This is a genomic window from Wenxinia marina DSM 24838, assembly GCF_000379485.1.
Lineage (GTDB): Bacteria > Pseudomonadota > Alphaproteobacteria > Rhodobacterales > Rhodobacteraceae > Wenxinia > Wenxinia marina.
Genome location: NZ_KB902314.1, coordinates 60054 through 84855, shown reverse-complemented (window position 1 = coordinate 84855; position 24802 = coordinate 60054). Strand labels below are relative to the sequence as shown.

Genomic DNA, 24802 nt, shown 5'->3' with positions numbered 1-24802 from the left:
ACGGGCGCCGCTCCTTATCTCCGCGCCAAGCCCGCCGTCCGGCGGGGCGATTCCACCTGATCACAGCGCGCGACGCGCACCCTGACCGACCCCCCCAGCGCCGCCCGGTGCGCGGATCGACCGCGCCGTCCGGCCGAAGGATACCCATGACCCTGGACCGTCTGAACCTCGCCGACCTGAAGGCGCAAAGCCCGAAGGACCTCCTTGCCCTCGCTGAGGAGCTGGAGATCGAGAACGCCTCGACCATGCGCAAGGGCGACATGATGTTCGCGATCCTGCGCGAGCGGGCGGACGAGGACTGGACGATCGGCGGCGACGGCGTGCTGGAGGTGCTGCAGGACGGCTTCGGCTTCCTGCGGTCGCCGGAAGCGAACTACCTGCCCGGTCCGGACGACATTTACGTCAGCCCGGACATGATCAGGCAGTACTCGCTGCGCACCGGTGACACGGTGCAGGGCGTCATCAAGGAGCCGAACGACAACGAGCGGTACTTCGCCCTCGTCTCGGTCGAGTCGATCAACTTCGAGGAGCCGGAGCGGGCGCGGCACAAGGTGGCGTTCGACAACCTCACGCCGCTCTATCCCGACCAGCGGCTGAAGATGGAGATCGAGGAGGATCCGACGATCAAGGACCGCTCGGCCCGGATCATCGACCTGGTCTCGCCGATCGGGAAGGGCCAGCGGGCGCTGATCGTGGCGCCGCCGCGGACCGGCAAGACGGTGCTGCTGCAGAATATCGCCAAGTCGGTCGAGCTGAACCATCCCGAGTGCTACCTCATCGTGCTGCTCATCGACGAGCGGCCCGAGGAGGTCACGGACATGCAGCGCTCGGTGAAGGGGGAGGTCGTGTCGTCGACCTTCGACGAACCGGCGACGCGCCACGTGGCGGTGGCCGAGATGGTCATCGAGAAGGCCAAGCGGCTGGTGGAGCACAAGCGGGACGTCGTGATCCTGCTCGACTCGATCACCCGCCTCGGCCGCGCTTACAACACGACCGTGCCGTCCTCGGGCAAGGTGCTGACCGGGGGCGTCGACGCGAACGCGCTGCAGCGGCCGAAGCGGTTCTTCGGCGCGGCGCGGAACATCGAGGAGGGCGGGTCGCTGACGATCATCGCGACCGCGCTGATCGATACCGGCAGCCGGATGGACGAGGTGATCTTCGAGGAGTTCAAGGGCACCGGCAACTCGGAGATCGTGCTGGACCGCAAGGTCGCGGACAAGCGGGTCTTCCCGGCGATGGACATCCTCAAGTCCGGGACACGGAAGGAGGACCTGCTGGTCGACAAGAACGATCTCAGCAAGACCTACGTCCTGCGCCGCATCCTGAACCCGATGGGGACGACGGACGCGATCGAGTTCCTGATCTCGAAGCTGAAGCAGACCAAGACGAACTCGGACTTCTTCGACTCGATGAACACCTGATTCCTTGTTCTAAAACAAGGGCTTGTCATGGATACGATCTTTGCCTCGGCAACTGCGCCGGGCCGCGCCGGCGTCGCCATCGTGCGGCTGTCGGGGCCCGAGGCGCTGAGCGTTGCGCAATCGCTGGCCGGCGATCTGCCGGAACATGGGCGGGGCCTGCGGCGGCTGGTCGACGGTGACGACGTTCTGGACGAGGCGCTTGTCCTGACCTTCGCGGCCGGGCGGAGCTTTACCGGCGAGCCGGTGGTGGAGTTTCACCTGCATGGCAGTCCGGCCGTGGTGGCCGCGCTGCTTCGGGTCCTCGGGTCGCGTCCCGGCCTGCGGATGGCGGAGGCCGGGGAGTTCACGCGGCGCGCGCTGGAGAACGGGCGGCTGGACCTGGCCGAGGTGGAGGGGCTCGCCGACCTCATCGACGCGGAGACCGAGGCTCAGCGGCGGCAGGCCCTGCGGGTGTTCTCCGGTGCGATGGGCGGGAAGGTGGAGGCGTGGCGCCGGATGGCCATCCGGGCGCTGGCGCTGATCGAGGCGACGATCGACTTCGCGGACGAGGACGTGCCGGTGAACGTGATGCCGGAAGTTCAGCAGACGGTCGACCGGCTGGTCGAGGAGCTGGAGCGCGAAGTGGCCGGCGTGGCGGTCGCGGAGAGGGTTCGGTCCGGGTTCGAGGTCGCGCTGATCGGTGCTCCGAACGTCGGGAAGTCCACCTTGCTGAACCGGCTGGCCGGGCGCGAGGCGGCGATCACGTCGACGATCGCCGGGACGACGCGGGACGTGATCGAGGTTCGGATGGACCTGCGCGGGCTGCCCGTGACGCTTCTGGATACGGCCGGCCTTCGTGAGGCGACGGACGAGATCGAACGGCTGGGGATCGAGCGGACGCTCGAGCGCGGCAAGTTGGCTGACTTGCGTGTCCGGCTGGTTGAAGGGCCGGAGGAGGCCGGTGACGGTGAGCTCGTGGTTCTCGCCAAGGATGACGACGGTTCGCGCGGTGGCGTCAGCGGACGGACGGGTGCCGGCGTCGACCGACTGGTCGATGCTGTCGTCGACCGCCTGGCGGGGCGGCTGTCCGCCATTGGGGTGGCGATGAGGGAGAGGCACCGTTCGGCGATGGACCGCGCCCTGCATCATCTTTGCGCCGTCAAGGGGCAAGCGGAGATGGAGATCGTCGCCGAAGAAGTCCGTCTTGCAGTCCGGGCCATTGACTCGCTGGTCGGTCGTGTCGATGTGGAGGACGTTCTCGGCGAGATCTTCGCAAGCTTCTGCATCGGAAAGTGACGAGGTGTTTCACGTGAAACAATTCGACGTCATCGTCGTGGGCGGCGGGCATGCCGGCGCTGAAGCGGCTGACGCCTCCGCACGAATGGGTGCGACGACGGCGTTGGTCACGCTGAGCCGCCAGGGGATCGGCGCCATGTCGTGCAATCCTGCGATCGGTGGTCTCGGGAAGGGCCACCTGGTCCGCGAGATCGACGCCCTCGATGGTGTGATGGGGCGGGTGGCCGACCATGCCGGCATCCAGTTCCGCCTGCTCAACCGTCGGAAGGGGCCGGCAGTCCAGGGTCCGAGGGCGCAAGCCGATCGGAGGCGGTACCGGGCCGAAATGCTGCGCTTGCTGTCCGCGCGGGATGGTCTGACGATTCTCCAAGGAGAAGTCGCGGATTTCGTGATGGACGCCGGCGCGGTGCGTGGCGTCCGTCTTGCAGGCGGAGAAGAGATTCAGGCGCACTCGGTGGTCTTGACGACCGGGACGTTCTTGCGCGGCGTCATCCACATGGGCGACCGCAGTCGTCCGGGCGGGCGGATCGGCGAGGCGCCCTCGGTGAGGCTGGCGGAACGGATCGCCGATATGGGCCTTCCCCTCGGGCGGTTGAAGACCGGAACGCCGCCTCGCCTGGACGGTCGGACCATTGACTGGGACCGGCTGGAGATGCAGCCCAGCGACGACGATCCCACTTTCCTGTCCCTGCTGACCACTGACCTTGCTTGCCGTCAGATCAGCTGCGGAATTACCCATACGAACGAAGCGACACACGATATCATCCGGGCCAACCTCCGACGCTCTGCCATGTACGGCGGGTACATCGAGGGCGCCGGACCTCGCTACTGTCCCTCGATCGAGGACAAGGTGGTAAGGTTCGCCGAAAAGGACTCCCACCAGATCTTTCTGGAGCCGGAAGGCCTGGACGATCCGACCGTCTATCCGAACGGCATCAGCACCTCTCTGCCCCCCGAGGTGCAGGAGGACTACGTCCGAACCATTGCGGGGCTCGAGCGGGCCGTCATCACTCAACCCGGCTACGCGATCGAGTACGATTACGTCGATCCGCGCGCTTTGACAGAGCAGCTTCGGGTACGGGATGTCGATGGCCTCTACCTCGCCGGCCAGATCAACGGCACGACCGGGTACGAGGAGGCGGCGGCCCAGGGGCTTGTCGCGGGGCTGTCGGCCGCCTCCGCTTCGCTCGGCCGGGAGGGACTGCGATTCGATCGGGCCTCGTCGTACATCGGCGTGATGATCGACGACCTCGTGAGCAAGGGGGTCAGCGAACCCTATCGCATGTTCACCTCGCGAGCGGAGTTCCGGCTGTCGTTGCGGGCGGATAACGCGGACCAGCGCCTGACGGCGCTGGGCGTCGAAGTAGGATGTGTGGGCACGGCACGTGCAGAAGCTTTCGCACGGAAGACGGAGGCCTTGGAGTCGACGCGCGCTCGACTGAACGCCATCCCGATCAAGGCGCGCGATCTTGCGGGACAAGGCGTCCGGATCAACCCCGAGAAGGAGACCCGCAGTGCGCTGCAAGCGCTGTCGCTGACCGATGTTGACTGGGTGACGCTGCAGGCCATCTCGCCGCATATTCCATCGGCCGACCGGGAGATCCGCGCTCAAGTCAAGAGGGACGCGCTCTACGCGTCGTACCTCGACCGACAGCAGCGGGACATCGTCAGCCTGCGAGCGGGAGAGGCTGAACAGATCCCTCCGGACTTCGATTACGGGGCGATTTCCGGCCTGTCCTCCGAACTGCGAAGCAAGCTCGAATCGCGTCGGCCGCCGAGCGTCGGCCACGCCAGCCGGATCGAAGGGATGACGCCTTCCGCTGTCGTCCTCATCCTTGCCCGCCTCCGCCGTGATCAGAAACTCTCGGCATGATGGACCTCGACCTTCCGGGGATGGATGTTTCACGTGAAACGAGGGAGCGCCTGCTCGCCTACGTGGAACTCCTCCGCAAGTGGACGAAACGCATCAATCTGATCGCGCCCTCTACGGCGGGGGACGTATGGCAGCGCCACATCCTCGATTCGGCTCAACTTGCAACGCTGCATCAGGGGGGACGTACTTGGGGCGATCTCGGAAGCGGCGGCGGCCTTCCCGGGCTGGTGGTCGCTATACTGCAGCCCGGCTGCCGCGTGACGCTGGTGGAAAGCGATGCGCGCAAGTGCGCCTTCCTCCAGACCGCCCGCCGGGAACTGGGACTTTCCGTCGAGATCCTGTCCTGCCGGATAGAAGATCTTGCTCCGTTGGGAGCCGACGTCGTGTCCGCCCGGGCCCTCGCGCCCCTGACGGACCTGATCGGATTTGCCGCGCTCCACCTGGCGCCCGACGGCATCGCCCTCTTCCCGAAGGGCCGGCAGGCCGCAGCCGAAATTGCCGCTGCCCGTGCGTCGTGGGACTTCGCCTTGACCGAGTTTCCCAGTATGACCGATCCCGAAGCCCGCATCCTCAAGATCGAGAGGCCCCGCCGTGTCTGACTACCTGCGCTATCGCGGCCCGAAGATCATGGCCGTCGCGAATCAGAAGGGAGGAGTCGGAAAGACCACGACGGCGATCAATCTCGGCGCGGCCCTTGCGCGGGAGGGTCGCCAGGTCCTCCTGATCGACCTTGATCCTCAAGGAAACGCCTCGACGGGCCTTGGCCTCTCACCGGACAGACGAGAAGTCACGACCTACGATTTCATCCTCGGCGATGCCTCCGTCGATGATGCCATCCAGGCGACGAACGTCGCGAACCTGTCCCTCATCCCCGCGACGCAGGACCTCAGCTCGGCCGATATAGAGCTCATCGCCAACGAGAAGCGCAGCTTCCTGCTGCACGACGCCCTGCGCGATCCACGGATCGAGAAACGGTCCCTCGACTACATCTTGATAGATTGTCCGCCAAGCCTCAACATATTGACGGTCAATGCCATGGTTGCCGCGCATTCCGTCGTCGTCCCGCTGCAGAGCGAGTTCTTCGCGCTGGAAGGCCTGTCGCAGCTGATGCTGACGATTAGGGAGGTGCGGGCGAACGCCAACCCCGATCTTCGGATCGAGGGCGTGGTCCTCACGATGTACGATCGTCGCAACAACCTGTCGCAGCAGGTCGAGGCCGACGCGCGCGACAACCTCGGCGACCTCGTCTTCTCGACGCTGATCCCCCGCAACGTGCGCCTCAGCGAGGCGCCGTCCTTCGCGATGCCGGTCATCGACTACGATCCGACCTCGACCGGAGCGACCGCCTACCGCGACCTCGCGGCCGAACTCATCGCCCGCGAACGCGCCTGAAGGAGACGACGATGGCAGAGAAGCCCAAGCGCGGCCTCGGGCGGGGCCTGTCCGCCCTGATGTCGGATGTCGGCCCGGAACGCACACCCGAGGGCGCCGAACGTCCTCGCCGCCCGGACACGCGGATCCCGATCGAGGCGATCCGTCCCAACCCCGACCAGCCCCGCCGCTCCTTCAACGACGAGGCTCTGGACGAGCTGGCGTCGTCGATCCGGGAGAAGGGCGTGATCCAGCCGATCATCGTCCGCCGGGACCCGGCCGACGAGGGCCGCTACCAGATCGTCGCCGGTGAACGGCGCTGGCGCGCGGCGCAGCGGGCGCAGCTGCACGACATGCCGGTCCTCGTCCGGGACTACAGCGACACCGAGGTCCTCGAAGTCGCCATCATCGAGAACATCCAGCGCGCCGACCTCAATCCCGTCGACGAGGCGCAGGGCTACCGGCAGTTGATGGACCGGTTCGGCCACACCCAGGACCAGCTCGCCTCCGCACTCGGCAAGAGTCGCAGCCACATCGCCAACCAGATGCGTCTGCTCGCGCTGCCACCCGAGGTGCTGGACCACCTGACCGAGGGCCGTCTGACCGCGGGGCATGCCCGCGCACTGATCGGCCACCCGGACGCGCCGGCACTCGCCGCGAAGATCGTGAAGAACCGCCTCTCGGTCCGCGATGCCGAAAAGATGGCCCGTGCCGCAGGCACCGACGCCCCGCCCCGGCCCCGCGCGTCACGGGGCGAAAAGGACGCCGACACGCGACAGATCGAGGGCGAACTCGCCGCCGCACTCGGCATGGGCGTGTCGATCGACCAGGATCCCGGCGGCGAGGGCGGGCGCCTGACGTTGCGCTACCGGACGCTGGAGCAGTTGGACGATCTGCTGCGCGCCCTTTCGGGCGGCTGAGGCCACTGCGCCACGGCCCTCGGCGCAGGACGGGTTTCCTTCCATCTTCAAGGGCTTAGGTGAGGAGTTCCCGCAATACGGCGTTCAGGACCGGGCGCCCCGTGACGGTCGTTCGCAGGCGGCCGTCGACACGCTCCAGAAGCCCGAGCTCTTCAAGCCCGCCGATCCGCCCCTCCAGCGCAGCTGCCCCCAGCGGCTCCACCCGCCCCAGGTCGATTCCCTCCCGCAACCGCAAGCCCATCATCAGCAGCTCGGCCAGCCAGTTCTCGCGCGACACCTCCTCGCGCAGCGACTCGCCCGAGCCGGCCTCCTCGACCCGCGCCAGCCACTCCCCCGGCGCCAGCGGCGTCTCCGTGGCGATCCGCCGGCCGTCCAGCGTCAGCCGCCCGTGCGCGCCCGGACCGATCCCGACCCAGTCGCCGCCGCGCCAGTAGATCAGGTTGTGACGGCTTTCCGCCCCCTCCCGCGCGTGGTTCGAGACCTCGTAGGACGGGAGTCCCGCCGCCGCGCACGCCGCCTGCGTCGCCTCCCACAGGTCCGCCGCCCTGTCCTCGTCCGGCAGCCCCCGCAGTCCGCCCGCGGCGGCCCGCGCGCCGAAGGCGGTGCCGTCCTCGATCGTCAGCTGGTACAGCGACAGGTGGTCGGCGGCCATCGCCAGCGCCTCGGCAAGCTCCTCGCGCCAGTCCTCGACACTCTGGTCCTGCCGGGCGTAGATGAGGTCGAACGACACCCGCGGGAACACGTCCCGCGCGACCGCCACCGCCGCCCGCGCCTCCTCCGCCGAATGAAGCCGCCCCAGCCGCCGGAGGTCGTCGTTCCGCAGGGACTGGAGCCCGACAGAGACCCGGTTCACGCCCGCCGCCGCGTAGCCGCGGAAGCGCTCCGCCTCGACCGACGTCGGATTCGCCTCCAGCGTGATCTCGATGTCGTTTGCCGCGGGCCAGGCCGCCCGCGCCGCAGCAATGGCGCGGTCCACCACCTCGGGATGCATCAGGCTCGGCGTGCCGCCGCCGAAGAACATCGACCGCAGCACCCGCCCCTCGGTCTCGCGCGCCGCGCGCGCGATTTCGGCCTCGTAGGCGTCAGCCCAGCGGTTCTGGTCGATGCGCGACACCACGTGCGAATTGAAGTCGCAGTACGGGCACTTGGCCTGGCAGAACGGCCAATGCAGGTACAGCCCGAAGCCGCCCCCCTCGTCGAACCGCGTGACCTCAGGCAAAGCAGCCCGCCACCAGCCTCTCGAAGGCCCGGGCGCGGTGGCTGATCCGGTTCTTCTGCCAGCGGTCCATCTCGCCGAAGGTCACGTCGAACCCGTCCGGCTGGAACACCGGGTCGTAACCGTGCCCCTGCTCGCCCCGCGGCGGCCAGACGACCTGCCCCGGCATCCGCCCCTCGAACACCTCGTCGTGCCCGTCCGGCCAGGCCAGCACCAGCGTGCAGTTGAAGGCGGCGGTGAACGGCGCCGTGGCCCCGCTGGCGCCGATCTCGCGCCACGCCCGCTCCATCGCCATCCCGAAGTCGCGCCCCTGCCCCGTCTCGGCCCAATCCGCCGTCCGGACGCCCGGCGCACCGCCCAGCGCGTCGATGGTGAGGCCGCTGTCGTCGGCCAGCGCCGGCAGGCCGGTCGCCCGCGCCGCCGCGTGCGCCTTGATCCGGGCATTGCCGGCGAACGTGTCCTCGGTCTCCTCCGGCTCCGGCAGGCCGTGGTCGTCGTTCGAGGTCAGCGTCACGCCGTAGGGCGCGAGGAGATCGGCGATCTCCTCCAGCTTGCCGCGATTGTGCGTCGCGACGACCAGCTGAGCGCCCTCGAACCGCCGCGTCACGCCACCGCCGCCCGCTGCGCCGCCGCCAGCTCGGCCGTGCCGGCCGTCGCGAGGTCGAGAAGCGCATCCATCTGCTCCCGCGCGAAGGTCGCGCCCTCGGCCGACATCTGCACCTCGATCAGCCTGTCGCCGGTCATCACGAAGTTGCCGTCGACCCCCGCCTCGCTGTCCTCGGGATAGTCGAGGTCCAGCACCGGCTGGCCGGCATAGATGCCGCAGGACACGGCCGACACCGGGTCGACCAGCGGGTCGGTCGTGACGAGGCCCGCGCGCATCAGCTGGTTCACCGCCAGCTTCAGCGCCACCCAGCCGCCGGTGATCGCGGCGCAGCGGGTGCCGCCGTCGGCCTGGATCACGTCGCAGTCGATGGTGATCTGCCGCTCTCCCAGCGCCACGCGATCCACGCCGGCGCGCAGGGACCGCCCGATCAGGCGCTGGATCTCCACCGTCCGGCCGCCCTGCTTGCCCGCGGCCGCCTCGCGCCGGGTCCGGCTCGTGGTGGCGCGCGGCAGCATGCCGTATTCGGCGGTGACCCAGCCGAGACCGGAATTGCGCAGGAACGGCGGCACCCTCTCGTCCACGCTCGCGGTGCAGATCACGTGCGTGTCGCCGACGCGGATCAGGCACGAGCCTTCGGCATGACGCGTGATCCCGGTCTCGATCGAGATCGTCCGCATCTGGTCGGTCTTCCGTCCCGAAGGTCGCATGCCCATGTTCCTTGCCGCTGGTTCGGGCGCGGTCCTATCCCCCGGCCCCTCGAAATCCAAGGTCCGATTGACGGCGGGGGCCCGCTCGTTCTAATTGGGCCGCTTTGCCGCGACATCGCTCATGCCCGACCGCACGCCCAATCTCGACGAACTGAACGACCGCTCCCGCGAAGTGTTTCGCCGGGTGGTCGAAGGCTATCTGCAGACCGGCGCACCCGTCGGCTCGCGCACCCTCACCCGCACCCTCAGCGAGCAGGTGAGCGCCGCGACGATCCGCAACGTGATGCAGGATCTCGAATTCCTCGGCCTCATCGGCTCCCCCCACGTGAGCGCGGGCCGGATCCCCACCCAGGCGGGCCTGCGCCTGTTCGTCGATGGCCTGCTCGAGGTCGGCGATCTCGATACCGAGGACCGCGCCAAGCTGGACGAGACGCTGGGCGACCGCGGCGGCGACGTGGCGAGCCTGCTGGACCGCGTCGGTTCCGCCCTCTCCGGCGTCACCCGCGGCGCCAGCCTGGTGCTCGCGCCCAAGCACGAGGCGCCGATCCGGCATATCGAGTTCGTGTCGCTCGCCGCCGACCGTGCCCTCGTCGTCCTCGTCTTCGCTGACGGCCATGTAGAGAACCGCCTGTTCAGCCCGCCGCCGGGCCAGACGCCCTCTTCCCTGCGCGAGGCCGCGAACTTCCTGAACGCTCTGGCCGAGGGCCGGACGCTGTCGGAGCTGTCCACCGTCGTCGGCCGCGAGATCGCCGCCCGCCGGCAGGAGCTGGACACGCTCGCCGCCGACCTCGTCGAGACCGGCGTCGCCGAATGGATCAACCGCGGCGAACAGACCGAGAGGCTGATCGTCCGCGGCCGCGGCAACCTCCTCGGCGAGGGCGGCGAGGCGGATCTGGAACGCATCCGCGAGCTGTTCGACGATCTGGAGCGCAAGCGCGACATCGCCGAGTTCCTGGAACTGACCGAGCGGGGCGAGGGCGTCCGCATCTTCATCGGCTCCGAGAACAAGCTCTTTTCGCTGTCGGGTTCCTCTCTGGTCGTTTCTCCTTATATGAACGCCGACCGCAAGATCGTGGGCGCGGTCGGGGTCATCGGCCCCACCCGCCTGAATTACGGGCGAATCGTGCCCATCGTTGACTACACCGCGCAGCTGGTCGGACGGATGATCGCCGACCGGGGCGCCAGCTGACCGACCCGAGGTAAGAGCATGGCCAAGAACAAGACCGAACCGCAGTCCCTGGACGACCTCGCCGCCGAGGCCGAGGCGATGGAGGCCGAAGGGCTGGACCCGACCGCCGAGGCCGTCGGCGCCGCGGCCGAGGGCGAGGACGCGATCGCCGCGCTGACCGCCGAGCGGGACGAGTACAAGGACCGGTTCATCCGCGCCCTCGCCGAGGCCGAGAACGTGCGCAAGCGCGCCGACCGCGACCGCCGCGAGGCCGAGAATTACGGCGGGTCGAAGCTCGCCCGCGACCTGCTGCCGGTCTACGACGCCCTCGCCCGCGCGCTCGACGCCGTGCCCGAGGAGAAGCGCGCCGAGACCGGCGGCCTGATCGAGGGGGTGGAGCTGACGATGCGCGAGCTGCTCAACGTGTTCAAGAAGCACGGGATCGAGTCGCTCGCGCCGGAAGTGGGCGAGAAGTTCGACCCGCAGCACCACCAGGCGATGTTCGAGGCGCCGGTGCCGGGGACCAAGGCCGGCGAGATCATCCAGGTCATGGCCCGCGGCTTCCTGCTGCACGACCGCCTGCTGCGCCCCGCGCAGGTCGGCGTGTCGTCGACCCCGGCGAATTGAGTGACACCCACGGATCGAGTGCATACCCGCCCCGGCCCTGAGCCGGGGCCTCGCAGGTCCGGGCGAAACACCAGCTGATCGAGACCCCGGCTCAAGGCCGGGGCGGATCCTCTCTCACTCGCGCACCAGCCCCCTCAGCTCGTACACCAGCTCCAGCGCCTCCCGCGGCGTGAGGCCGTCCGGATGCACCTCCCGCAGCCTCGCCTCCACCTCCGGCGGCGCGCTCTTCGCCGGCTGCGGCGGCGGCGCGGCCGAGAACAGCGGCAGGTCGTCCACCAGCGTCTCGCGCTTGCCGCCCCCTTCCCGCTCGCCCTGCTCCAGCGCGTCCAGCACCACCCGCGCCCGTTCCACGACCGACGCCGGCAACCCGGCCAGCCGGGCCACCTGCACGCCGTAGGACCGGTCGGCCGTGCCGCGCCGGACCTCGTGCAGGAAGATCACGTCGCCCTCCCACTCCTTCACCGCCACCGTCGCGTTGGCGACCCCGTCCAGCCGGTCCGCCAGCCCCGCCATCTCGTGATAGTGCGTGGCGAAGATCGCGCGGCAGCGGTTCACCGCGTTCAGATGCTCCAACGTCGCCCAGGCGATGGAGAGCCCGTCGTAGGTCGCCGTCCCCCGCCCGATCTCGTCGAGGATCACCAGCGCCCGGTCGTCGGCCTGGTTCAGGATCGCCGCCGTCTCGACCATCTCGACCATGAAGGTCGATCGCCCCCGGGCGAGGTCGTCCGCCGCGCCCACCCGGCTGAACACCTGGCTGACGAGGCCGATCTCCGCCTCCGCCGCCGGCACCCAGGCGCCGGCCTGCGCGAGGATCGCGATCAGCGCGTTCTGCCGCAGGAAAGTCGACTTGCCCGCCATGTTCGGCCCGGTCAGCAGCCAGATCGGGCTGTCGCCGAGGTCGCAGTCGTTGGCGATGAACGGCTCGCCCGCCTTGCGCAGGGCTTGTTCCACGACGGGATGCCGGCCGCCCACGATCCGGAAGGCGCGGCCGGTGGACAGGTGCGGCCGGCACCAGTCCTCGCCCCGGGCGAGATCGGCGAGCGCGGCCGCGAGGTCAATCTCGGCGAGTGCCCGGGCGAGCGCGGAGAGCCGTGCCGCCTCGGCGATAATGGCCTCCCGTAGGCTGGAATAGAGCCGCTTTTCCAGCTCCAGCGCCCTGCCCCCGGCGTTGAGGATCCGTGTCTCCAGCTCCGACAGGTCGACCGTCGTGAACCGCACCTGCCCCGCCGTCGTCTGGCGGTGGATGAAGGTCTCCGACAGCGGCGGCGACATCATCTTCTCGGCGTGGGTCGCCGTCGTCTCGATGAAGTAGCCGAGGACGTTGTTGTGCTTGATCTTCAGGCCTGGCACGGCCGCCGTCTCGGCGTACTTCGCCTGCATCCCGGCGATCACCGACCGGCCCTCGTCCCGCAGCTGCCGCGCCTCGTCCAGTTCGACGTCGTGCCCCGCGGCGATGAAGCCGCCGTCCCGCACCAGCAGGGGCGGCTCCGCCACCAGCGCCGCGTCCAGCAGGTCGTGCAACGCGTCGTGCCCCGTCAGATCCTCCGCCGCCCGCGCCAGCACCTCCGGCAGGTCGCCCCCCAGCCGCCCGGCCAGGTTCTCCGCCACCGCCAGCGTGTTGCGGATCGCCGCCATGTCCCGCGGCCCGCCCCGGTCGAGCGCCAGCCGCGACAGCGCCCGGTCGATGTCGTGCGCACCGCGCAGGCGGTCGCGCACCGCCTCGCCCGCCGCCCGGTCTTCCACGAAATGCGTCACCGCCGCCTGCCGGGCCAGCACCGTCTCCAGCTCGCACGACGGCGCGGACAGCCGCCGCTCCAGCAGCCGCGCGCCCGCGGCCGTCACCGTCCGGTCGATCGCGCCCAGCAGAGAGCCGGCCCGGCCGCCGCCCATCGCCGCAGTCAGCTCCAGCGAGCGGCGGGTCGCGGCGTCGATCTGCATGGCGCCGCCCGGCCGCTCCTGCACCGGCGGGCGGAGCAGCGGCATCCGGCCCTTCTGCGTCAGGTCGAGGTACTCGGCCACCGCCGCCATCGCGCCGATCTCGGCCCGGCTGAAGGCGCCGAATCCGTCCAGCGAGCCGACCGAGAACAGCGCGCACAGCCGCCGCGCTCCGCCCTCGCTGTCGAACGCGCCGCGCGCCAGCGGCGTGGCGGAGGCGCCCGAGTCAGAGACGACTCCGGCCCAGTCCCGCTCCGTCTCTTCCGCCAGAAGCACCTCGCGCGGGGACAGCCGCGCCAGCTCCCGGGACAGCCGCGCCGGCGGGCAGGCCAGCACCGAGAACGCCCCGGTCGAGATGTCGACCCAAGCCAATGCCCCCTCGTCCCGGACGGTGCACCAGGCGGCGAGGAAGTTGTGGCGTCGTGCGTCCAGCAGCGACTCCTCGGTCAGCGTGCCGGGCGTGACCAGCCGCACGACGTCCCGCGCCACCACCGATTTCGACCCGCGCTTCTTCGCCTCGGCCGGGTCCTCCATCTGCTCGGCGATGGCGACGCGGAATCCCTTGCGGATCAGCTGCAGCAGGTACCCCTCGGCCGCGTGGACCGGGACGCCGCACATGGGGATGTCCTCGCCCAGATGCTTGCCGCGCTTGGTCAGGGCGATGTCCAGCGCCTCTGCCGCCGCCACCGCGTCGTCGAAGAACATCTCGTAGAAGTCGCCCATCCGGTAGAACAGCAGCGCCCCTTCGTGGGCGCGCTTGATCTCCAGGTACTGCGCCATCATCGGCGTGACGGCAGCGGCCGGCTCGCTCACCTCTCTGACCCCCTCGGACGTGGCGGGGGGACGCTACCGTCTGGGGCCGCCGAACGGAAGGGAGCGTTCAGGCGGGAACGGGCACCGCAGCCGGCTTCGGGAACGGCCGGAAGGTCATCGCGACGAGGACCGCGCCGAGGCCGAGGGCGAAGCTGGTGAGGTAGAGGCCGCCGTAGCTGCCCGTCCGGTCGAAGATCCAGCCGCCGAGCACCGGCCCGATCGCCATCCCGAGGCCGCCGCCGAGGCCGGTGCCGCCCATGATCGTGCCCATCATCCGCATCGGGAAGCTCTCGCGGATCAGCACGTTGTAGAGCGGCATGATCCCTGCGTAGATGAAGCCGAAGGTGGCGGCGACGACGTAGAACGCCCAGAGGTCGCGGACGAAGTAGTAGGCGAGCGCGCCGCAGGCCTGCGCCAGAAGGCCGATGACGAGGATGCGCTTCGCCCCCCAGCGGTCGGCGGCGACGCCGAAGCCGATGCGGCCGCCCATCCCGGCCAGTCCCTCGACCGAGTAGATGGTGACCGCCGCGCCCAATGCGATGCCGCACAGCTGGGGGTAGCTGACGGTGTGGAAGATCGGCCCGGCATGGGTCGCGCAGCACAGGAAGTTGGTCAGCACGATGACGATGAACTGCGGCGACATCAGCGCCTGTCGCACGTTCATGCCGGCCGTCGGCACCGGCGCCACGGCGCCGTCCGTCCCGGTGAGCGGCGCCACCTCGCCCTGCGGCGGCGGGCGGCGCAGCAGCATCGCCAGCGGCAGCGTCGTCGCGACGAGGATGATCGCCAGGGTCACGATCACCTGCCGCCAGTCCATCCGCTCGATCAGCCGCGCCACCAGCGGCGACATGGTGACCGGGGCGAGCCCGATCCCGGCCGACACCAGCGACACGGCGAGGCCGATGCGCGTGGTGAACCAGCCCGTGACAGTGGACATCATGGGCGCGAAGAAGGCGCCGACCGCGATGCCGCAGCCGGCCCCGAAAGCGGCCTGGAACTGCCACAGGCTTGTCGCCTGCGACGCGGCCAGCAGGCTCGCCCCGAACAGCAGCGATCCGGCCGCGACCACGGGTCGTGCGCCGAAGCGGTCGGACAGCGCGCCCCAGACGATGGAGGTGAAGGCCATGGCGAGGAACGCGACCGTCATCGCGGCCGAGATGCCGGTGCGGGACCAGCCCGTCGCCTCGGTCATCGGCGTCAGCAGCACGGGCAGCGAGAACAGCGAGCCCATCGCGATGCAGCCCATGATACCGCCTGCGGTCAGGACGACCCACCTGTAAGCCGGCTCGCGCATGTCGTAGCTCCCTGCGACGGGTCGCCGCAGCGCCCGCGATTCGATTGCACCGTCGCAGTTGGTTTGATATCAATCTATCGATATGTCAACGCCCGTGCCCGCCCCCCCGATCGAGACGGTCCGCGAGATCCGCGACCGCTGCCTGTGCCTCGCAACCCAGCGCGCCGCGCGCCGCCTCGCCCGCCGGTTCGACCGGCTGTTCGCGCCGCTCGGCATCACCAACGGCCAGTTCTCGCTGATGGTGGCGCTGTGCGGCGAGTGGAGGCCACGGCTGGGCGAGCTGGCCGATTTCCTGGCGATGGATAGCACCACGCTCACCGCCGCGACCAAAGCGCTGGCGAAGCGCGGCCTGCTGACGATGGAGGTGGACGAGACCGACGCGCGGGTGCGCCGGCCGCGGCTGACGGACGAGGGGCGGACGCTGGTCGCGCAGGCGGTGCCGCTCTGGAAGGCGGAGCATGCGCGGCTCGACGCCGAGTTGCCGGGCGACCCGCAGGCGATGGCGCGGAGCCTCGCCGACCTCGGCTAAGGCGTTGCGCCGCGCCGCAATCCTTCGCTAAACCGTCCTTCGGCCCGGAAAAGTCCGGGAAGGGAGGACCACATGGCCAAGCCCCGCTTCACGCGCGAGGACGCGCTGCAGTTCCACATGCGCCCGACGCCCGGCAAGTGGGAGGTGCAGGCCACCGTCCCGATGGCGACGCAGCGCGACCTGTCGCTCGCCTATTCGCCCGGCGTCGCGATCCCTTGCGAGGAGATCGCCGCCCGACCCGAGACCGCCTACGACTACACCAACAAGGGCAACCTCGTCGCCGTCATCTCGAACGGGACCGCCGTCCTCGGCCTCGGCAATCTCGGCGCACTGGGGTCCAAGCCGGTGATGGAAGGCAAGTCGGTGCTGTTCAAGCGCTTCGCCGACGTGAACTCCATCGACATCGAGCTGGACACCGAGGACCCGGACGCCTTCTGCAACGCGGTGCGGCTGATGGGGCCGACCTTCGGGGGCATCAACCTCGAGGACATCAAGGCCCCCGAATGCTTCATCATCGAGCAGCGCCTCAAGGAAGAGATGGACATCCCGGTCTTCCACGACGACCAGCACGGCACCGCCGTGATCTGCGCCGCCGGGCTGATCAACGCGCTGCACCTCAGCGGCAAGAAAATCGAGGACGTGCGCATCGTCCTCAACGGCGCCGGCGCGGCGGGAATCGCCTGCCTGGAGCTGCTGAAGTCGATGGGGGCGAGTCACGACAACTGCATCATGTGCGACACCAAGGGCGTCATCTACCAGGGCCGGACCGAGGGGATGAACCAGTGGAAGTCGGCGCACGCCGCCGCGACCGACCTGCGCACTCTGGAAGAGGCGATGAAGGGGGCCGACGTGTTCCTGGGCGTCTCGGCCAAGGGCGCCGTGACGCCCGAGATGGTGGCGAGCATGGCCGACAACCCGGTCATCTTCGCGATGGCCAATCCCGATCCGGAGATTACGCCGGAGGACGCGCATGCCGTCCGCGTCGACGCCATCGTCGCCACCGGGCGCAGCGACTACCCCAACCAGGTGAACAACGTCCTCGGCTTTCTTTACCTGTTCCGCGGCGCGCTCGACATCCACGCCCGGGCGATCAACGACGAGATGAAGATTGCCTGCGCCCGGGCGCTGGCCCTGCTGGCGCGCGAGGAGGTGCCGGACGAGGTGGCGCTGGCCTACGGGCGCAAGCTGTCCTTCGGCCGCGACTACATCATCCCGACCCCGTTCGATCCGCGCCTCATCCACCGCATCCCGCCCGCCGTTGCGAAGGCGGGGATGGCCACCGGCGCGGCGCGCCGGCCCATCGTCGACATGGAAGGCTACGAGGCGAGCCTGCGCGCGCGGATGGACCCGACCGCGTCGATCCTGCGCGGAATCCACGCCCGCGCCCGCGCGGCGCAGGCGACCATCGTCTTCGCCGAGGGCGACGATCCGCGCGTCCTGCGCGCCGCGGTCATGTACCAGCGCGGCGGCTTCGGCCGGGCGCTGGTGGTGGGCCGCGAGGCCGACGTGAAGCAGAAGCTCGAGGCCGAGGGCCTGGCCGACGCCGTGCGCGAGCTGCGGGTGGTGAACGCGGCCAACACCGAGCATCTGGAGACCTACAAGTCGTTCCTGTACGAGCGCCTGCAGCGCAAGGGCGTGGACCAGCAGGACGTCCACCGCCTCGCCGCCCGCGACCGCCACGTCTTTGCCGCGCTGATGCTGGCGCACGGGCACGCCGACGGCATGGTCACCGGCGCCACGCGCAAGAGCGCGCACGCGCTGGAGCTGATCAACCACGTCTTCGACGCCGGCCCGCATGACGGCGCCGTCGGCGTGTCGGTCGTCATGCATCGCGGCCGGATCGTCCTGATCGCGGACACGCTGGTGCACGAATGGCCCGACGAGGAGGACCTGGCCGACATCGCCGAGCGGGGCGCGGCCGTCGCCCGGCATCTCGGCCTCACGCCGCGGGTCGCGTTCCTGTCCTTCTCGACCTTCGGCTACCCGGTCAGCGAGCGGTCCGAGAAGATGCACCGCGCGCCCGTCGTCCTGGACGGGCGCGGCGTCGATTTCGAGTACGAGGGCGAGATGACCGTGGACGTCGCGCTGAACCCCAAGGCGGCGGAGGCCTATCCGTTCTCGCGCCTGACCGGGCCGGCCAACGTCCTCGTCGTGCCGGCGCGGCACTCCGCCTCGATCAGCACCAAGCTGATGCAGGAGATGGCGGGCGCGACGGTGATCGGACCGATCCTCACCGGCATCGACCGGCCGATCCAGATCTGCTCCACCGTCTCGACGGCGAGCGACATCCTCAACATGGCCGTCATGGCGGCCTGCGAGATCAACTGATGGCGGTCTGGAACCTCGGCTCGATCAACGCCGACATCGTCTTCGCCGTCCCGCGCATTCCGGCGCCCGGCGAGACCCTCGCCTCGCGCGGGCGCAGTCTCTATCTCGGTGGAAAAGGCGCGAACATGTCCGTCGCCGCGGCCCGTGCCGGGGCACATGCGGTCCATGTCGGCGCCGTCGGCGCGGACGGGCGATGGGCTGTCGAGCAGCTGACGGAGTGGGGCGTCGATACCCGCTTCGTCCGGGTTCTGGACGAGGATACCGGGCAGGCGATCATCCTGGTCGACGACGATGGAGAGAACGCCATCGTCCTGCATCCCGGCGCCAACAGGGCGATCCCGGCGGCGCTGGTGGAAGAGGCGCTGAGCGGGGCGGCGACGGGCGACTGGTTCGTCTGCCAGAACGAGACCAACGGCCTCGCCGAGGCGGCGAAGCTGGCAAAGGCGATGGGCCTGAAGGTCGCGCACGCCGCCGCGCCGTTCGAGGCGGAAGCCGTGACGCCGCTGTTGCCGTCCCTGGATCTCCTCGTCCTGAACGCGGTGGAGGCCGCGCAGCTGGCCGAGGCGACGGGCCGGGCGCTCGGTGAGCTCGGCGTCGCCGACGTGATCGTGACGCTGGGGGGCGACGGGAGCGAGTGGCATCACGGCGCACGGACGGAACGATTCGCGCCCGTGAAAGTGGAGCCGGTCGACACGACGGGCGCCGGCGATACGTTCACCGGCTATCTGCTCGCCTCGCTCGACCGCGGCATGGCGATGGACGAGGCGCTGCGGCTGGCGAGCCATGCTGGCGCGCTGATGGTGACGAGGAAAGGGACGGCGGACGTGATACCGGACCTGGCAGAGGTGCTGGCATTCCGGAAGGAGCGGGGGACGTAGGGGATTCGGGACACCAATCGGTCGGGCGTTCTTGCCCCGGCCGCGCGGAGTCCCGGGTCAGGCCCGGGACGGGCTCCCTCGGACGCGCCGCTCCTACGAGGCCACCCGCCCCGGCCCTGAGCCGGGGCCTCGCGCGGCAAACGCGCCGCCCGCCCCTCAATGATCCGCGAACGGCGTCGCGTCGCCCCACAGCTGCTCCAGCCGCGCGTCCCGCCCGCAGCGCTCGCGGTAGCGCTCGTAGGCCACCGACTTCGGCACCGCGAGGCCGACGCTCGAGATCGCGATCCGGTCGTCGCTGCGGTAGTAATCCTGGTGGTATTCGTCCGCCGCGTAGAACGGCCCGGCCTCGAGGATCGGCGTCACGATCTCCTGGCCCAGCTGCTCCTGCGCCGCCGCCTTGGCCGCTTCGGCCGCCTGCCGCTGCTCTTCGGTCTCGACGAAGATCGCCGTCCGGTAGCTGTCGCCGCGGTCGCAGAACTGCCCGCCCGCGTCGAGCGGGTCGATCGACAGGAAGAACAGGTCGTACAGCTGCCGCAGATCGACCTCGGCCGGGTCGTACTCGATCTCGGCCGCCTCGTAGTGGCCGGTGCCGCCACGGACCACCTGTTCGTAGGTCGGATTCTCCACCGTGCCGCCGGTGAAGCCGGATACCACCTCCGACACGCCGTCGACCTTCTCGAAGTCGGCCTCGACGCACCAGAAGCAGCCGCCGGCGACGGTGATCGTCTCGGCCTGTGCCGCGAGCGGCGCGACGCAAACGGCGAGGGCGAGGGTCAGGGTTCTCATGCGGTATCCTCCATCTGTTGCCCTACATACGAGCGCCGGTGCGCGAACGGTCCACCCTTCACACCGTGTTGAGGCGCCGCTAGCGTCGGCGCCATGATCGACACAGTCACTACCCACCAGGCCGAGGAAGACATCCGGAACGAGACAGTCCTCGTCTGGGTGGACGGCCGCCTCGTCCCGCGCGCGGAGGCGAGCGTCAGCGTGTTCGACAGCGGCTTCATGCTGGGAGACGGCGTCTGGGAAGGCCTGCGCCTGTACGACGGGCGCTGGGCGTTCCTGGACGACCACATGGACCGGCTGTTCGAGGCGGCGACGGCGATCGACCTCGACCTCGCCCGGACGCGCGAACAGATCGTCGCGGCGCTGGAGGAGACGCGAGCGGCGAACCGGATGGAGACCGACGCCCACGCCCGCCTGATGGTGACGCGGGGCGTGAAGTCGCGGCCGTTCCAGCATCCGTCCCTGTCCCGGCGCGGACCGACGATGGTCATCATCATGGAATACTCGCGCCCCCGCCTGCCGCGGCCGATCCGCCTCGCCACGGTCCCGCACATCCGCGGCCTGCCGATGAGCCAGGATCCGAAGCTGAACTCCCATTCCAAGCTGAACTGCGTGCTGGCCTGCATCGCGGCGGAAAAGGCGGGCGCGGATGAGGCGCTGATGCTGGACGTGCATGGCTTCGTGAACACGACCAATGCCTGCAACTTCTTCATCGTGCGCAAGGGCGAGGTTTGGACCTCGACCGGGGACTACTGCATGAACGGGATCACGCGGGGCAAGGTGATCGACCTGTGCCGGGCCAACGGGATCCCGGTGTTCGAGAAGAACTTCTCGCTGGTGGAGACCTACTCCGCCGAAGAGGCGTTCCTCACCGGCACCTTCGGCGCCCAGACGCCGGTGGCGTCGATCGACGGCCGACGGATCGGCACCGGCGAGTTGGGGCCAATGACCGAGAGGCTGCGGGAGCTCTACAAGGCGCTGGTCGCGGCATGAACGACGGCGAGCGTCGGGGCAGGGCGCGGGTGGCGTTGCTGGTGATGGTGCTGACGATCCTGCTTGCCGCGGGGTGGGCCGTTCGCGCGGTGGAGCTGTGGCCGGTGCGGGTCGCCGTCTGCGTGGCCGCGATCTTCGCCCTGATCGCGGCGGCGCGCGCCGTCGCCGCGGCCTATGCGCGGGCGGCGCCGGGTGAAACGCTGTGGGGTCGGCGGTGAGGATCGCCTGCTGGTCCGGGCCACGGAACCTGTCGACGGCGATGCTGTACGCCTTCGGCAACCGGGCGGACTTCGCGGTGCTGGACGAGCCGTTCTACGCGGCCTACCTCGCCGCCACGGGCCTCGATCATCCGATGCGGGAAGAGGTGCTGGCAGCGCAGCCGACCGACCCCGCGATCGTCGCCCGGCAATGCGGATCAGACCCTGTTCCGGGCAAAAAGCCCCATCTCTACATGAAGCACATGGCGCAGCACATGCTGCCCGGCTTCCCCCTCGACTGGACTGCGGCCTGCACGAACGTCCACCTGATCCGCCACCCCGCCCGCGTCGTCGCCAGCTATGCGGCGAAGCGAGAGCGCCCGACGCTGGACGACATCGGCTATGCCCGCCACGCCGCCCTGTTTGAGCGGTTTCCCGGGCCGGTGCTGGACAGCGCCGACATCCGCGCCGATCCGGAAGGCATGCTGCGGCGCCTGTGCGCCGAGATCGGCCTGACCGACGACCCGGCGATGCTGTCCTGGGCGGCGGGGCCGAAGCCGTGGGACGGCGTCTGGGCGTCGCACTGGTACGGCGCCGTCCACCTCTCCACCGGGTTCTCCGGCGCAGAGGGCCCCCTCCCGACGCTCGACGGAGGGGACGCGCGGCTGGTGGAGGAGGCGCTGCCGTTCTACGAGGCGATGCGGTCGCACGCGCTGTGCCCGTGAGGGTGCATCAGCCGATGGCCTTGCGCGTATGCGGGCATCTTTCGCTGGAATAGAGCCTGTCCAGCACCTGCGAGAAGACCGGCGGCGCATCCTCCACCGCCTCGAACAGGGTCATCGACGAGCGCACCTTCATCGCATCCGTCTCGCCCAGAATGGCGACGGGATCGCCGACCTCGCTGTCCAGCAACAGCTGCGCCGCCTGCTCCAGCCGCGCCCGCAGGAGGGGATGGGCGAGGTAGTTCCGCGCCTCGTCCAGCCCCGACAACCCGTAATGCTGCGCCATCGGCGAGCGGCCGAGCGAGTCCAACTGGGGAAAGACGTACCAGATCCAGTGGCTGGTCTTGCGCCCCGACCGCAGCTCGGCCTCGACCTCGGGCCAGACCTTGTCCTGCGCGTCGATGAAGTCCTGCAGCTCGGCCATCCGCGTCCTCCGTTTCGCTCGGAAACGCGGACGGCCGGCGCGGGGTTCACTTCAGCCGGCGCGCCCGCGTCGCCAGCAGCTTCAGCCGCAGGGCGTTCAGGCGGATGAAGCCGGCGGCGTCCTTCTGGTCGTAGGCGCCGGCGTCGTCCTCGAAGGTCACGTGCGCCTCGGAGTAGAGCGAGTGGTCGGACCAGCGGGCGACGGTGCGGGCGACGCCCTTGTAGAGCTTCAGCCGGACGGTGCCGGTCACGTGCTCCTGGCTCTTGTCGATCAGAGCCTGCAGCATCTCGCGCTCGGGCGAGAACCAGAAGCCGTTGTAGATCAGCTCGGCATAGCGCGGCATCAGCGAGTCCTTGAGGTGCCCGGAGCCGGAATCGAGCGTGATCTGCTCGATCCCCCGGTGCGCCTCCAAGAGGATCGTGCCGCCGGGCGTCTCGTAGACGCCGCGGGACTTCATGCCGACGAAGCGGTTCTCGACCAGGTCGAGGACGCCGATCCCGTGCTTGCCGCCGAGTTCGTTCAGACGCGTCAGGATCGTCGCGGGCGACAGACGCTCGCCGTCAATGGACACCGCGTCACCCTGCTCGAATCCGATCTCGATGAACTCGGGCGCATCGGGCGCCTGCTCCACCGGCGTGACGCGCTGCATCACGTAGTCGGGCGCCTCCTCAGCCGGGTCCTCCAGCACGCGGCCCTCGGACGAGGTGTGCAGCAGGTTCGCGTCGACCGAGAACGGCGCCTCGCCGCGCTTGTTCTTGGCGATCGGGATCTGGTTCTGTTCGGCGAACTCCAGCAGCTTGGTCCGGCTGCTTAGGTCCCACTCCCGCCAGGGCGCGATCACCTTGATGTCGGGGTCGAGGGCGTAGGCCGCCAGCTCGAAGCGCACCTGGTCGTTGCCCTTGCCGGTCGCGCCGTGGGCGACGGCGTCGGCGCCGGTCTCGTGCGCGATCTCGACCAGCCGCTTGGAGATCAGCGGCCGGGCGATGGAGGTGCCGAGGAGGTACTGGCCCTCGTACACCGTGTTGGCGCGGAACATCGGGAAGACGAAGTCGCGCACGAACTCTTCCCGCACGTCCTCGATGTAGATGTTCTCGGGCCTGATCCCCAGCATCAGGGCCTTCTCGCGCGCCGGTTCGAGCTCTTCGCCCTGGCCGAGGTCGGCGGTGAAGGTCACCACCTCGCAGCCGTACTCGGTCTGCAGCCACTTGAGGATGATCGAGGTGTCGAGGCCGCCGGAATAGGCGAGAACGACTTTCTTGGGCGCGGTCATCGGCTTGGCTCCTGCGGCGCGGGCGATCGGCGCGTGGCATAAGGGCAATCGCGCGCGGTCACAAGCGGGCGGGCGATTGACGCGCGCCGCCGCGGCCCCGACCTTGGCGGGGCAATGGGAAGGGGAGGCCGCGATGGGGTGGCGCATCGTTAGGCACAGCATCGTGCTGCTGTTCCGCAATTTCGGCGCGGCGCTGGCCGTGTCGATCGGGCCGCTGGCGATCGCGCTGATCGGAATCATCCTCGCCGGCCTGGCGCTGGGCTTCTCGCCGGCGGGGGCGCTGGTGGCGCCCTACTCGTTCTACGCGATGGCGACGCTGCCGACCGACTCCGACCCTGAAGCGGCGGCGATGATGATGCGGGTCGGCATCCTGCTGTTCGTCCATCTCGCGGTGATCCTGCTGGTCTCGGCCTGGATCGCGGTGGCGTGGCACCGCTACGTGCTGGTGGAGGAGGCGCCCGGCCTCGTGCCGCCGGTCCGGGGCGGCACGATCCTCGGCTATGCGGGGCGGACGATCCTGCTGGGCCTGCTGGTCGTGCTCGCGGCAATTCCGTTGTCGATGGTCCTCGGCCTCGTCGCGGCGCCGGCGCTGCAGCGGCCCGACAGTCTTGTCTCGCAGATCGTGGTCTTCGCGCTCAGCGTCGTCATCCCGGCCGTCCTGTCGTGGATGTGGCTGCGCCTCGGCCTCGTCCTGCCGGCGCGGGCGGTGGGGCAGGCCTTCGGCCTCGGCGACAGCTGGCGCGCGACGCAGCCGGCGGCGGGGCCGATCTTTGCCGCGGCGCTGCTGCTGGGGCTGATCGCGCTCGGCCTGTCGCTGGTCGTGCCGGCGGTGTTCGGCAGCGGCTGGCCGGGCCTCGCGCTGCAGCTGGCGGCGAACTGGTTCAGCCTGATGCTGGGGATCTCGATCCTGACGGCACTCTACGGTCATCTCGTCGAGGGGCGGGACTTTCCGGCCTGAAGGGCCTGCAGGAAGTGCCGGCCGAGGCGCGGGTCCAGTTCGCGCGCCGCGTCAGCGAGGGGCATCCAGACCGCGTGATGTCCCGGCTCGGTCGGCGGACCGACGCGGCGGACGGGGCGGGCGAGGTAGACCTGGCAGATCTTCTCGGCCCATCGGCCGTAGTCCGGCATCCAGTTGAAGCGGCGGAACGCGCCGAGGCGGCGGGGCGCGGCGATGCTCCAGCCGGTTTCTTCCATCACCTCGCGGTGCAGGGCGGGCAGAACCTGCTCGCCCGGGTCGATGCCGCCGCCGGGCAGCTGAGGCACCGGATCCTCCCCCTCCTGCAGGGTCAGCAGCACGTCGTCGCCGCGCAGCAGGATCGCGTAGGCCCCGGGCCGCCTGCCGTAGCGGATGTCCGGCCGCACGCTCTCGCCGATCCGTCTCATGCCTCTTCCGCCCGTTCCTTGCTGCCCTATATGGGCTCGGGTATCCAATAATCCCGACATCACAG

The 24802-nt window shown here is 69.7% G+C and carries 24 protein-coding genes; 15 read left to right on the top strand and 9 right to left on the bottom strand.

The window, feature by feature from the left end; translation table 11 throughout:
* Positions 1-146: 146 nt before the first annotated feature.
* From rho to A37W_RS0118545, 6 genes are read left to right on the top strand one after another with little or no spacing between them, the layout of a single operon-like run.
* Entirely contained in the window at positions 147-1421 is a 1275-nt protein-coding gene (gene rho, locus A37W_RS0118570) for a transcription termination factor Rho (protein WP_018304556.1), read from the top strand.
* Positions 1422-1448: 27 nt separating this feature from the next.
* Positions 1449-2696: a tRNA uridine-5-carboxymethylaminomethyl(34) synthesis GTPase MnmE gene (gene mnmE / locus A37W_RS0118565; RefSeq protein ID WP_018304555.1), complete on the top strand. Its 1248-nt coding sequence runs from the start codon at positions 1449-1451 to the stop codon at positions 2694-2696.
* 4 nt (positions 2697-2700) lie between these two features.
* A complete protein-coding gene (mnmG, locus tag A37W_RS0118560; protein ID WP_018304554.1) occupies positions 2701-4569 on the top strand; it encodes a tRNA uridine-5-carboxymethylaminomethyl(34) synthesis enzyme MnmG in 1869 nt (622 codons plus the stop codon).
* Positions 4566-5168, top strand: a complete 603-nt coding sequence (gene rsmG, locus A37W_RS0118555; protein ID WP_018304553.1) for a 16S rRNA (guanine(527)-N(7))-methyltransferase RsmG — start codon at positions 4566-4568, stop codon at positions 5166-5168. Before mnmG ends, rsmG begins: the two co-directional genes overlap by 4 nt.
* Complete coding sequence (locus A37W_RS0118550; protein ID WP_018304552.1) at positions 5161-5961, top strand: ParA family protein; 801 nt, start codon at positions 5161-5163, stop codon at positions 5959-5961. The genes rsmG and A37W_RS0118550 overlap by 8 nt, the downstream gene beginning before the upstream one ends.
* A gap of 11 nt (positions 5962-5972) precedes the next feature.
* Positions 5973-6860, top strand: a complete 888-nt coding sequence (locus A37W_RS0118545) for a ParB/RepB/Spo0J family partition protein (RefSeq protein ID WP_018304551.1) — start codon at positions 5973-5975, stop codon at positions 6858-6860.
* Positions 6861-6915: 55 nt separating this feature from the next.
* Here A37W_RS0118545 and hemW read toward each other — a convergent pair whose 3' ends face one another.
* From hemW to rph, 3 genes are read right to left on the bottom strand one after another with little or no spacing between them, the layout of a single operon-like run.
* Entirely contained in the window at positions 6916-8079 is a 1164-nt protein-coding gene (hemW, locus tag A37W_RS0118540) for a radical SAM family heme chaperone HemW (RefSeq protein WP_018304550.1), read from the bottom strand.
* On the bottom strand, positions 8072-8683 hold the full coding sequence (locus A37W_RS0118535) for a non-canonical purine NTP pyrophosphatase (RefSeq protein ID WP_018304549.1): 612 nt from the start codon (positions 8681-8683) through the stop codon (positions 8072-8074). The genes hemW and A37W_RS0118535 overlap by 8 nt, the downstream gene beginning before the upstream one ends.
* On the bottom strand, positions 8680-9390 hold the full coding sequence (rph, locus tag A37W_RS0118530; RefSeq protein ID WP_026198601.1) for a ribonuclease PH: 711 nt from the start codon (positions 9388-9390) through the stop codon (positions 8680-8682). The genes A37W_RS0118535 and rph overlap by 4 nt, the downstream gene beginning before the upstream one ends.
* A gap of 121 nt (positions 9391-9511) precedes the next feature.
* Between rph and hrcA the strand changes: the two genes are divergently transcribed.
* Both hrcA and A37W_RS0118520 read left to right on the top strand, forming a co-directional pair.
* Positions 9512-10579, top strand: a complete 1068-nt coding sequence (hrcA, locus tag A37W_RS0118525; protein WP_018304547.1) for a heat-inducible transcriptional repressor HrcA — start codon at positions 9512-9514, stop codon at positions 10577-10579.
* A gap of 18 nt (positions 10580-10597) precedes the next feature.
* Complete coding sequence (locus A37W_RS0118520) at positions 10598-11185, top strand: nucleotide exchange factor GrpE (RefSeq protein WP_018304546.1); 588 nt, start codon at positions 10598-10600, stop codon at positions 11183-11185.
* 114 nt (positions 11186-11299) lie between these two features.
* Here A37W_RS0118520 and mutS read toward each other — a convergent pair whose 3' ends face one another.
* Together mutS and A37W_RS0118510 are read right to left on the bottom strand one after the other, a co-directional pair.
* The gene (gene mutS / locus A37W_RS0118515; protein ID WP_040754391.1) at positions 11300-13903 is read right to left on the bottom strand and encodes a DNA mismatch repair protein MutS; all 2604 of its coding nucleotides are present in this window, start codon (positions 13901-13903) and stop codon (positions 11300-11302) included.
* Positions 13904-14000: 97 nt separating this feature from the next.
* Positions 14001-15227 (bottom strand): MFS transporter, encoded by a 1227-nt coding sequence (locus tag A37W_RS0118510; protein WP_018304544.1) that lies wholly within the window; start codon positions 15225-15227, stop codon positions 14001-14003.
* Between the two features lie 94 nt (positions 15228-15321).
* Here A37W_RS0118510 and A37W_RS0118505 point away from each other — a divergent pair, with 94 nt between their 5' ends.
* The 3 genes from A37W_RS0118505 to A37W_RS0118495 all read left to right on the top strand — a co-directional run bounded on the left by A37W_RS0118505 (position 15322) and on the right by A37W_RS0118495 (position 18962).
* Positions 15322-15756, top strand: a complete 435-nt coding sequence (locus A37W_RS0118505; protein WP_018304543.1) for a MarR family winged helix-turn-helix transcriptional regulator — start codon at positions 15322-15324, stop codon at positions 15754-15756.
* Between the two features lie 72 nt (positions 15757-15828).
* On the top strand, positions 15829-18084 hold the full coding sequence (locus A37W_RS0118500; protein ID WP_018304542.1) for an NADP-dependent malic enzyme: 2256 nt from the start codon (positions 15829-15831) through the stop codon (positions 18082-18084).
* Positions 18084-18962 carry a ribokinase gene (locus A37W_RS0118495; RefSeq protein WP_018304541.1) on the top strand — a complete coding sequence of 293 codons (879 nt, stop codon included), beginning with the start codon at positions 18084-18086 and terminating at the stop codon, positions 18960-18962. The genes A37W_RS0118500 and A37W_RS0118495 overlap by 1 nt, the downstream gene beginning before the upstream one ends.
* Positions 18963-19118: 156 nt before the next feature.
* Here the strand turns inward: A37W_RS0118495 and msrA are convergent, their stop codons facing one another.
* Positions 19119-19748, bottom strand: a complete 630-nt coding sequence (gene msrA / locus A37W_RS0118490) for a peptide-methionine (S)-S-oxide reductase MsrA (RefSeq protein WP_018304540.1) — start codon at positions 19746-19748, stop codon at positions 19119-19121.
* A 93-nt stretch (positions 19749-19841) separates the two neighbouring features.
* On the opposite strand from msrA, the gene A37W_RS0118485 reads away from it, so the two are divergent.
* Genes A37W_RS0118485 through A37W_RS0118475 form a run of 3 tightly spaced genes read left to right on the top strand, consistent with a single transcriptional unit; the run spans position 19842 to position 21663 of the window.
* Entirely contained in the window at positions 19842-20741 is a 900-nt protein-coding gene (locus tag A37W_RS0118485) for a D-amino acid aminotransferase (RefSeq protein ID WP_018304539.1), read from the top strand.
* Positions 20738-20959, top strand: a complete 222-nt coding sequence (locus A37W_RS0118480; RefSeq protein ID WP_018304538.1) for a hypothetical protein — start codon at positions 20738-20740, stop codon at positions 20957-20959. The genes A37W_RS0118485 and A37W_RS0118480 overlap by 4 nt, the downstream gene beginning before the upstream one ends.
* Complete coding sequence (locus tag A37W_RS0118475; protein WP_040754390.1) at positions 20956-21663, top strand: sulfotransferase-like domain-containing protein; 708 nt, start codon at positions 20956-20958, stop codon at positions 21661-21663. The genes A37W_RS0118480 and A37W_RS0118475 overlap by 4 nt, the downstream gene beginning before the upstream one ends.
* Before the next feature lie 7 nt (positions 21664-21670).
* Here the strand turns inward: A37W_RS0118475 and A37W_RS0118470 are convergent, their stop codons facing one another.
* Entirely contained in the window at positions 21671-22084 is a 414-nt protein-coding gene (locus A37W_RS0118470) for a DUF1810 domain-containing protein (RefSeq protein WP_018304536.1), read from the bottom strand.
* A 46-nt stretch (positions 22085-22130) separates the two neighbouring features.
* On the bottom strand, positions 22131-23354 hold the full coding sequence (locus tag A37W_RS0118465; protein WP_018304535.1) for an argininosuccinate synthase: 1224 nt from the start codon (positions 23352-23354) through the stop codon (positions 22131-22133).
* Positions 23355-23487: 133 nt separating this feature from the next.
* Between A37W_RS0118465 and A37W_RS22435 the strand changes: the two genes are divergently transcribed.
* The gene (locus tag A37W_RS22435) at positions 23488-24312 is read left to right on the top strand and encodes a hypothetical protein (protein WP_018304534.1); all 825 of its coding nucleotides are present in this window, start codon (positions 23488-23490) and stop codon (positions 24310-24312) included.
* Here the strand turns inward: A37W_RS22435 and A37W_RS0118455 are convergent.
* Positions 24279-24737 carry an NUDIX domain-containing protein gene (locus A37W_RS0118455; protein WP_018304533.1) on the bottom strand — a complete coding sequence of 153 codons (459 nt, stop codon included), beginning with the start codon at positions 24735-24737 and terminating at the stop codon, positions 24279-24281. The two genes, A37W_RS22435 and A37W_RS0118455, sit on opposite strands and share 34 nt — an antisense overlap.
* Between the last annotated feature and the right edge of the window lie 65 nt (positions 24738-24802).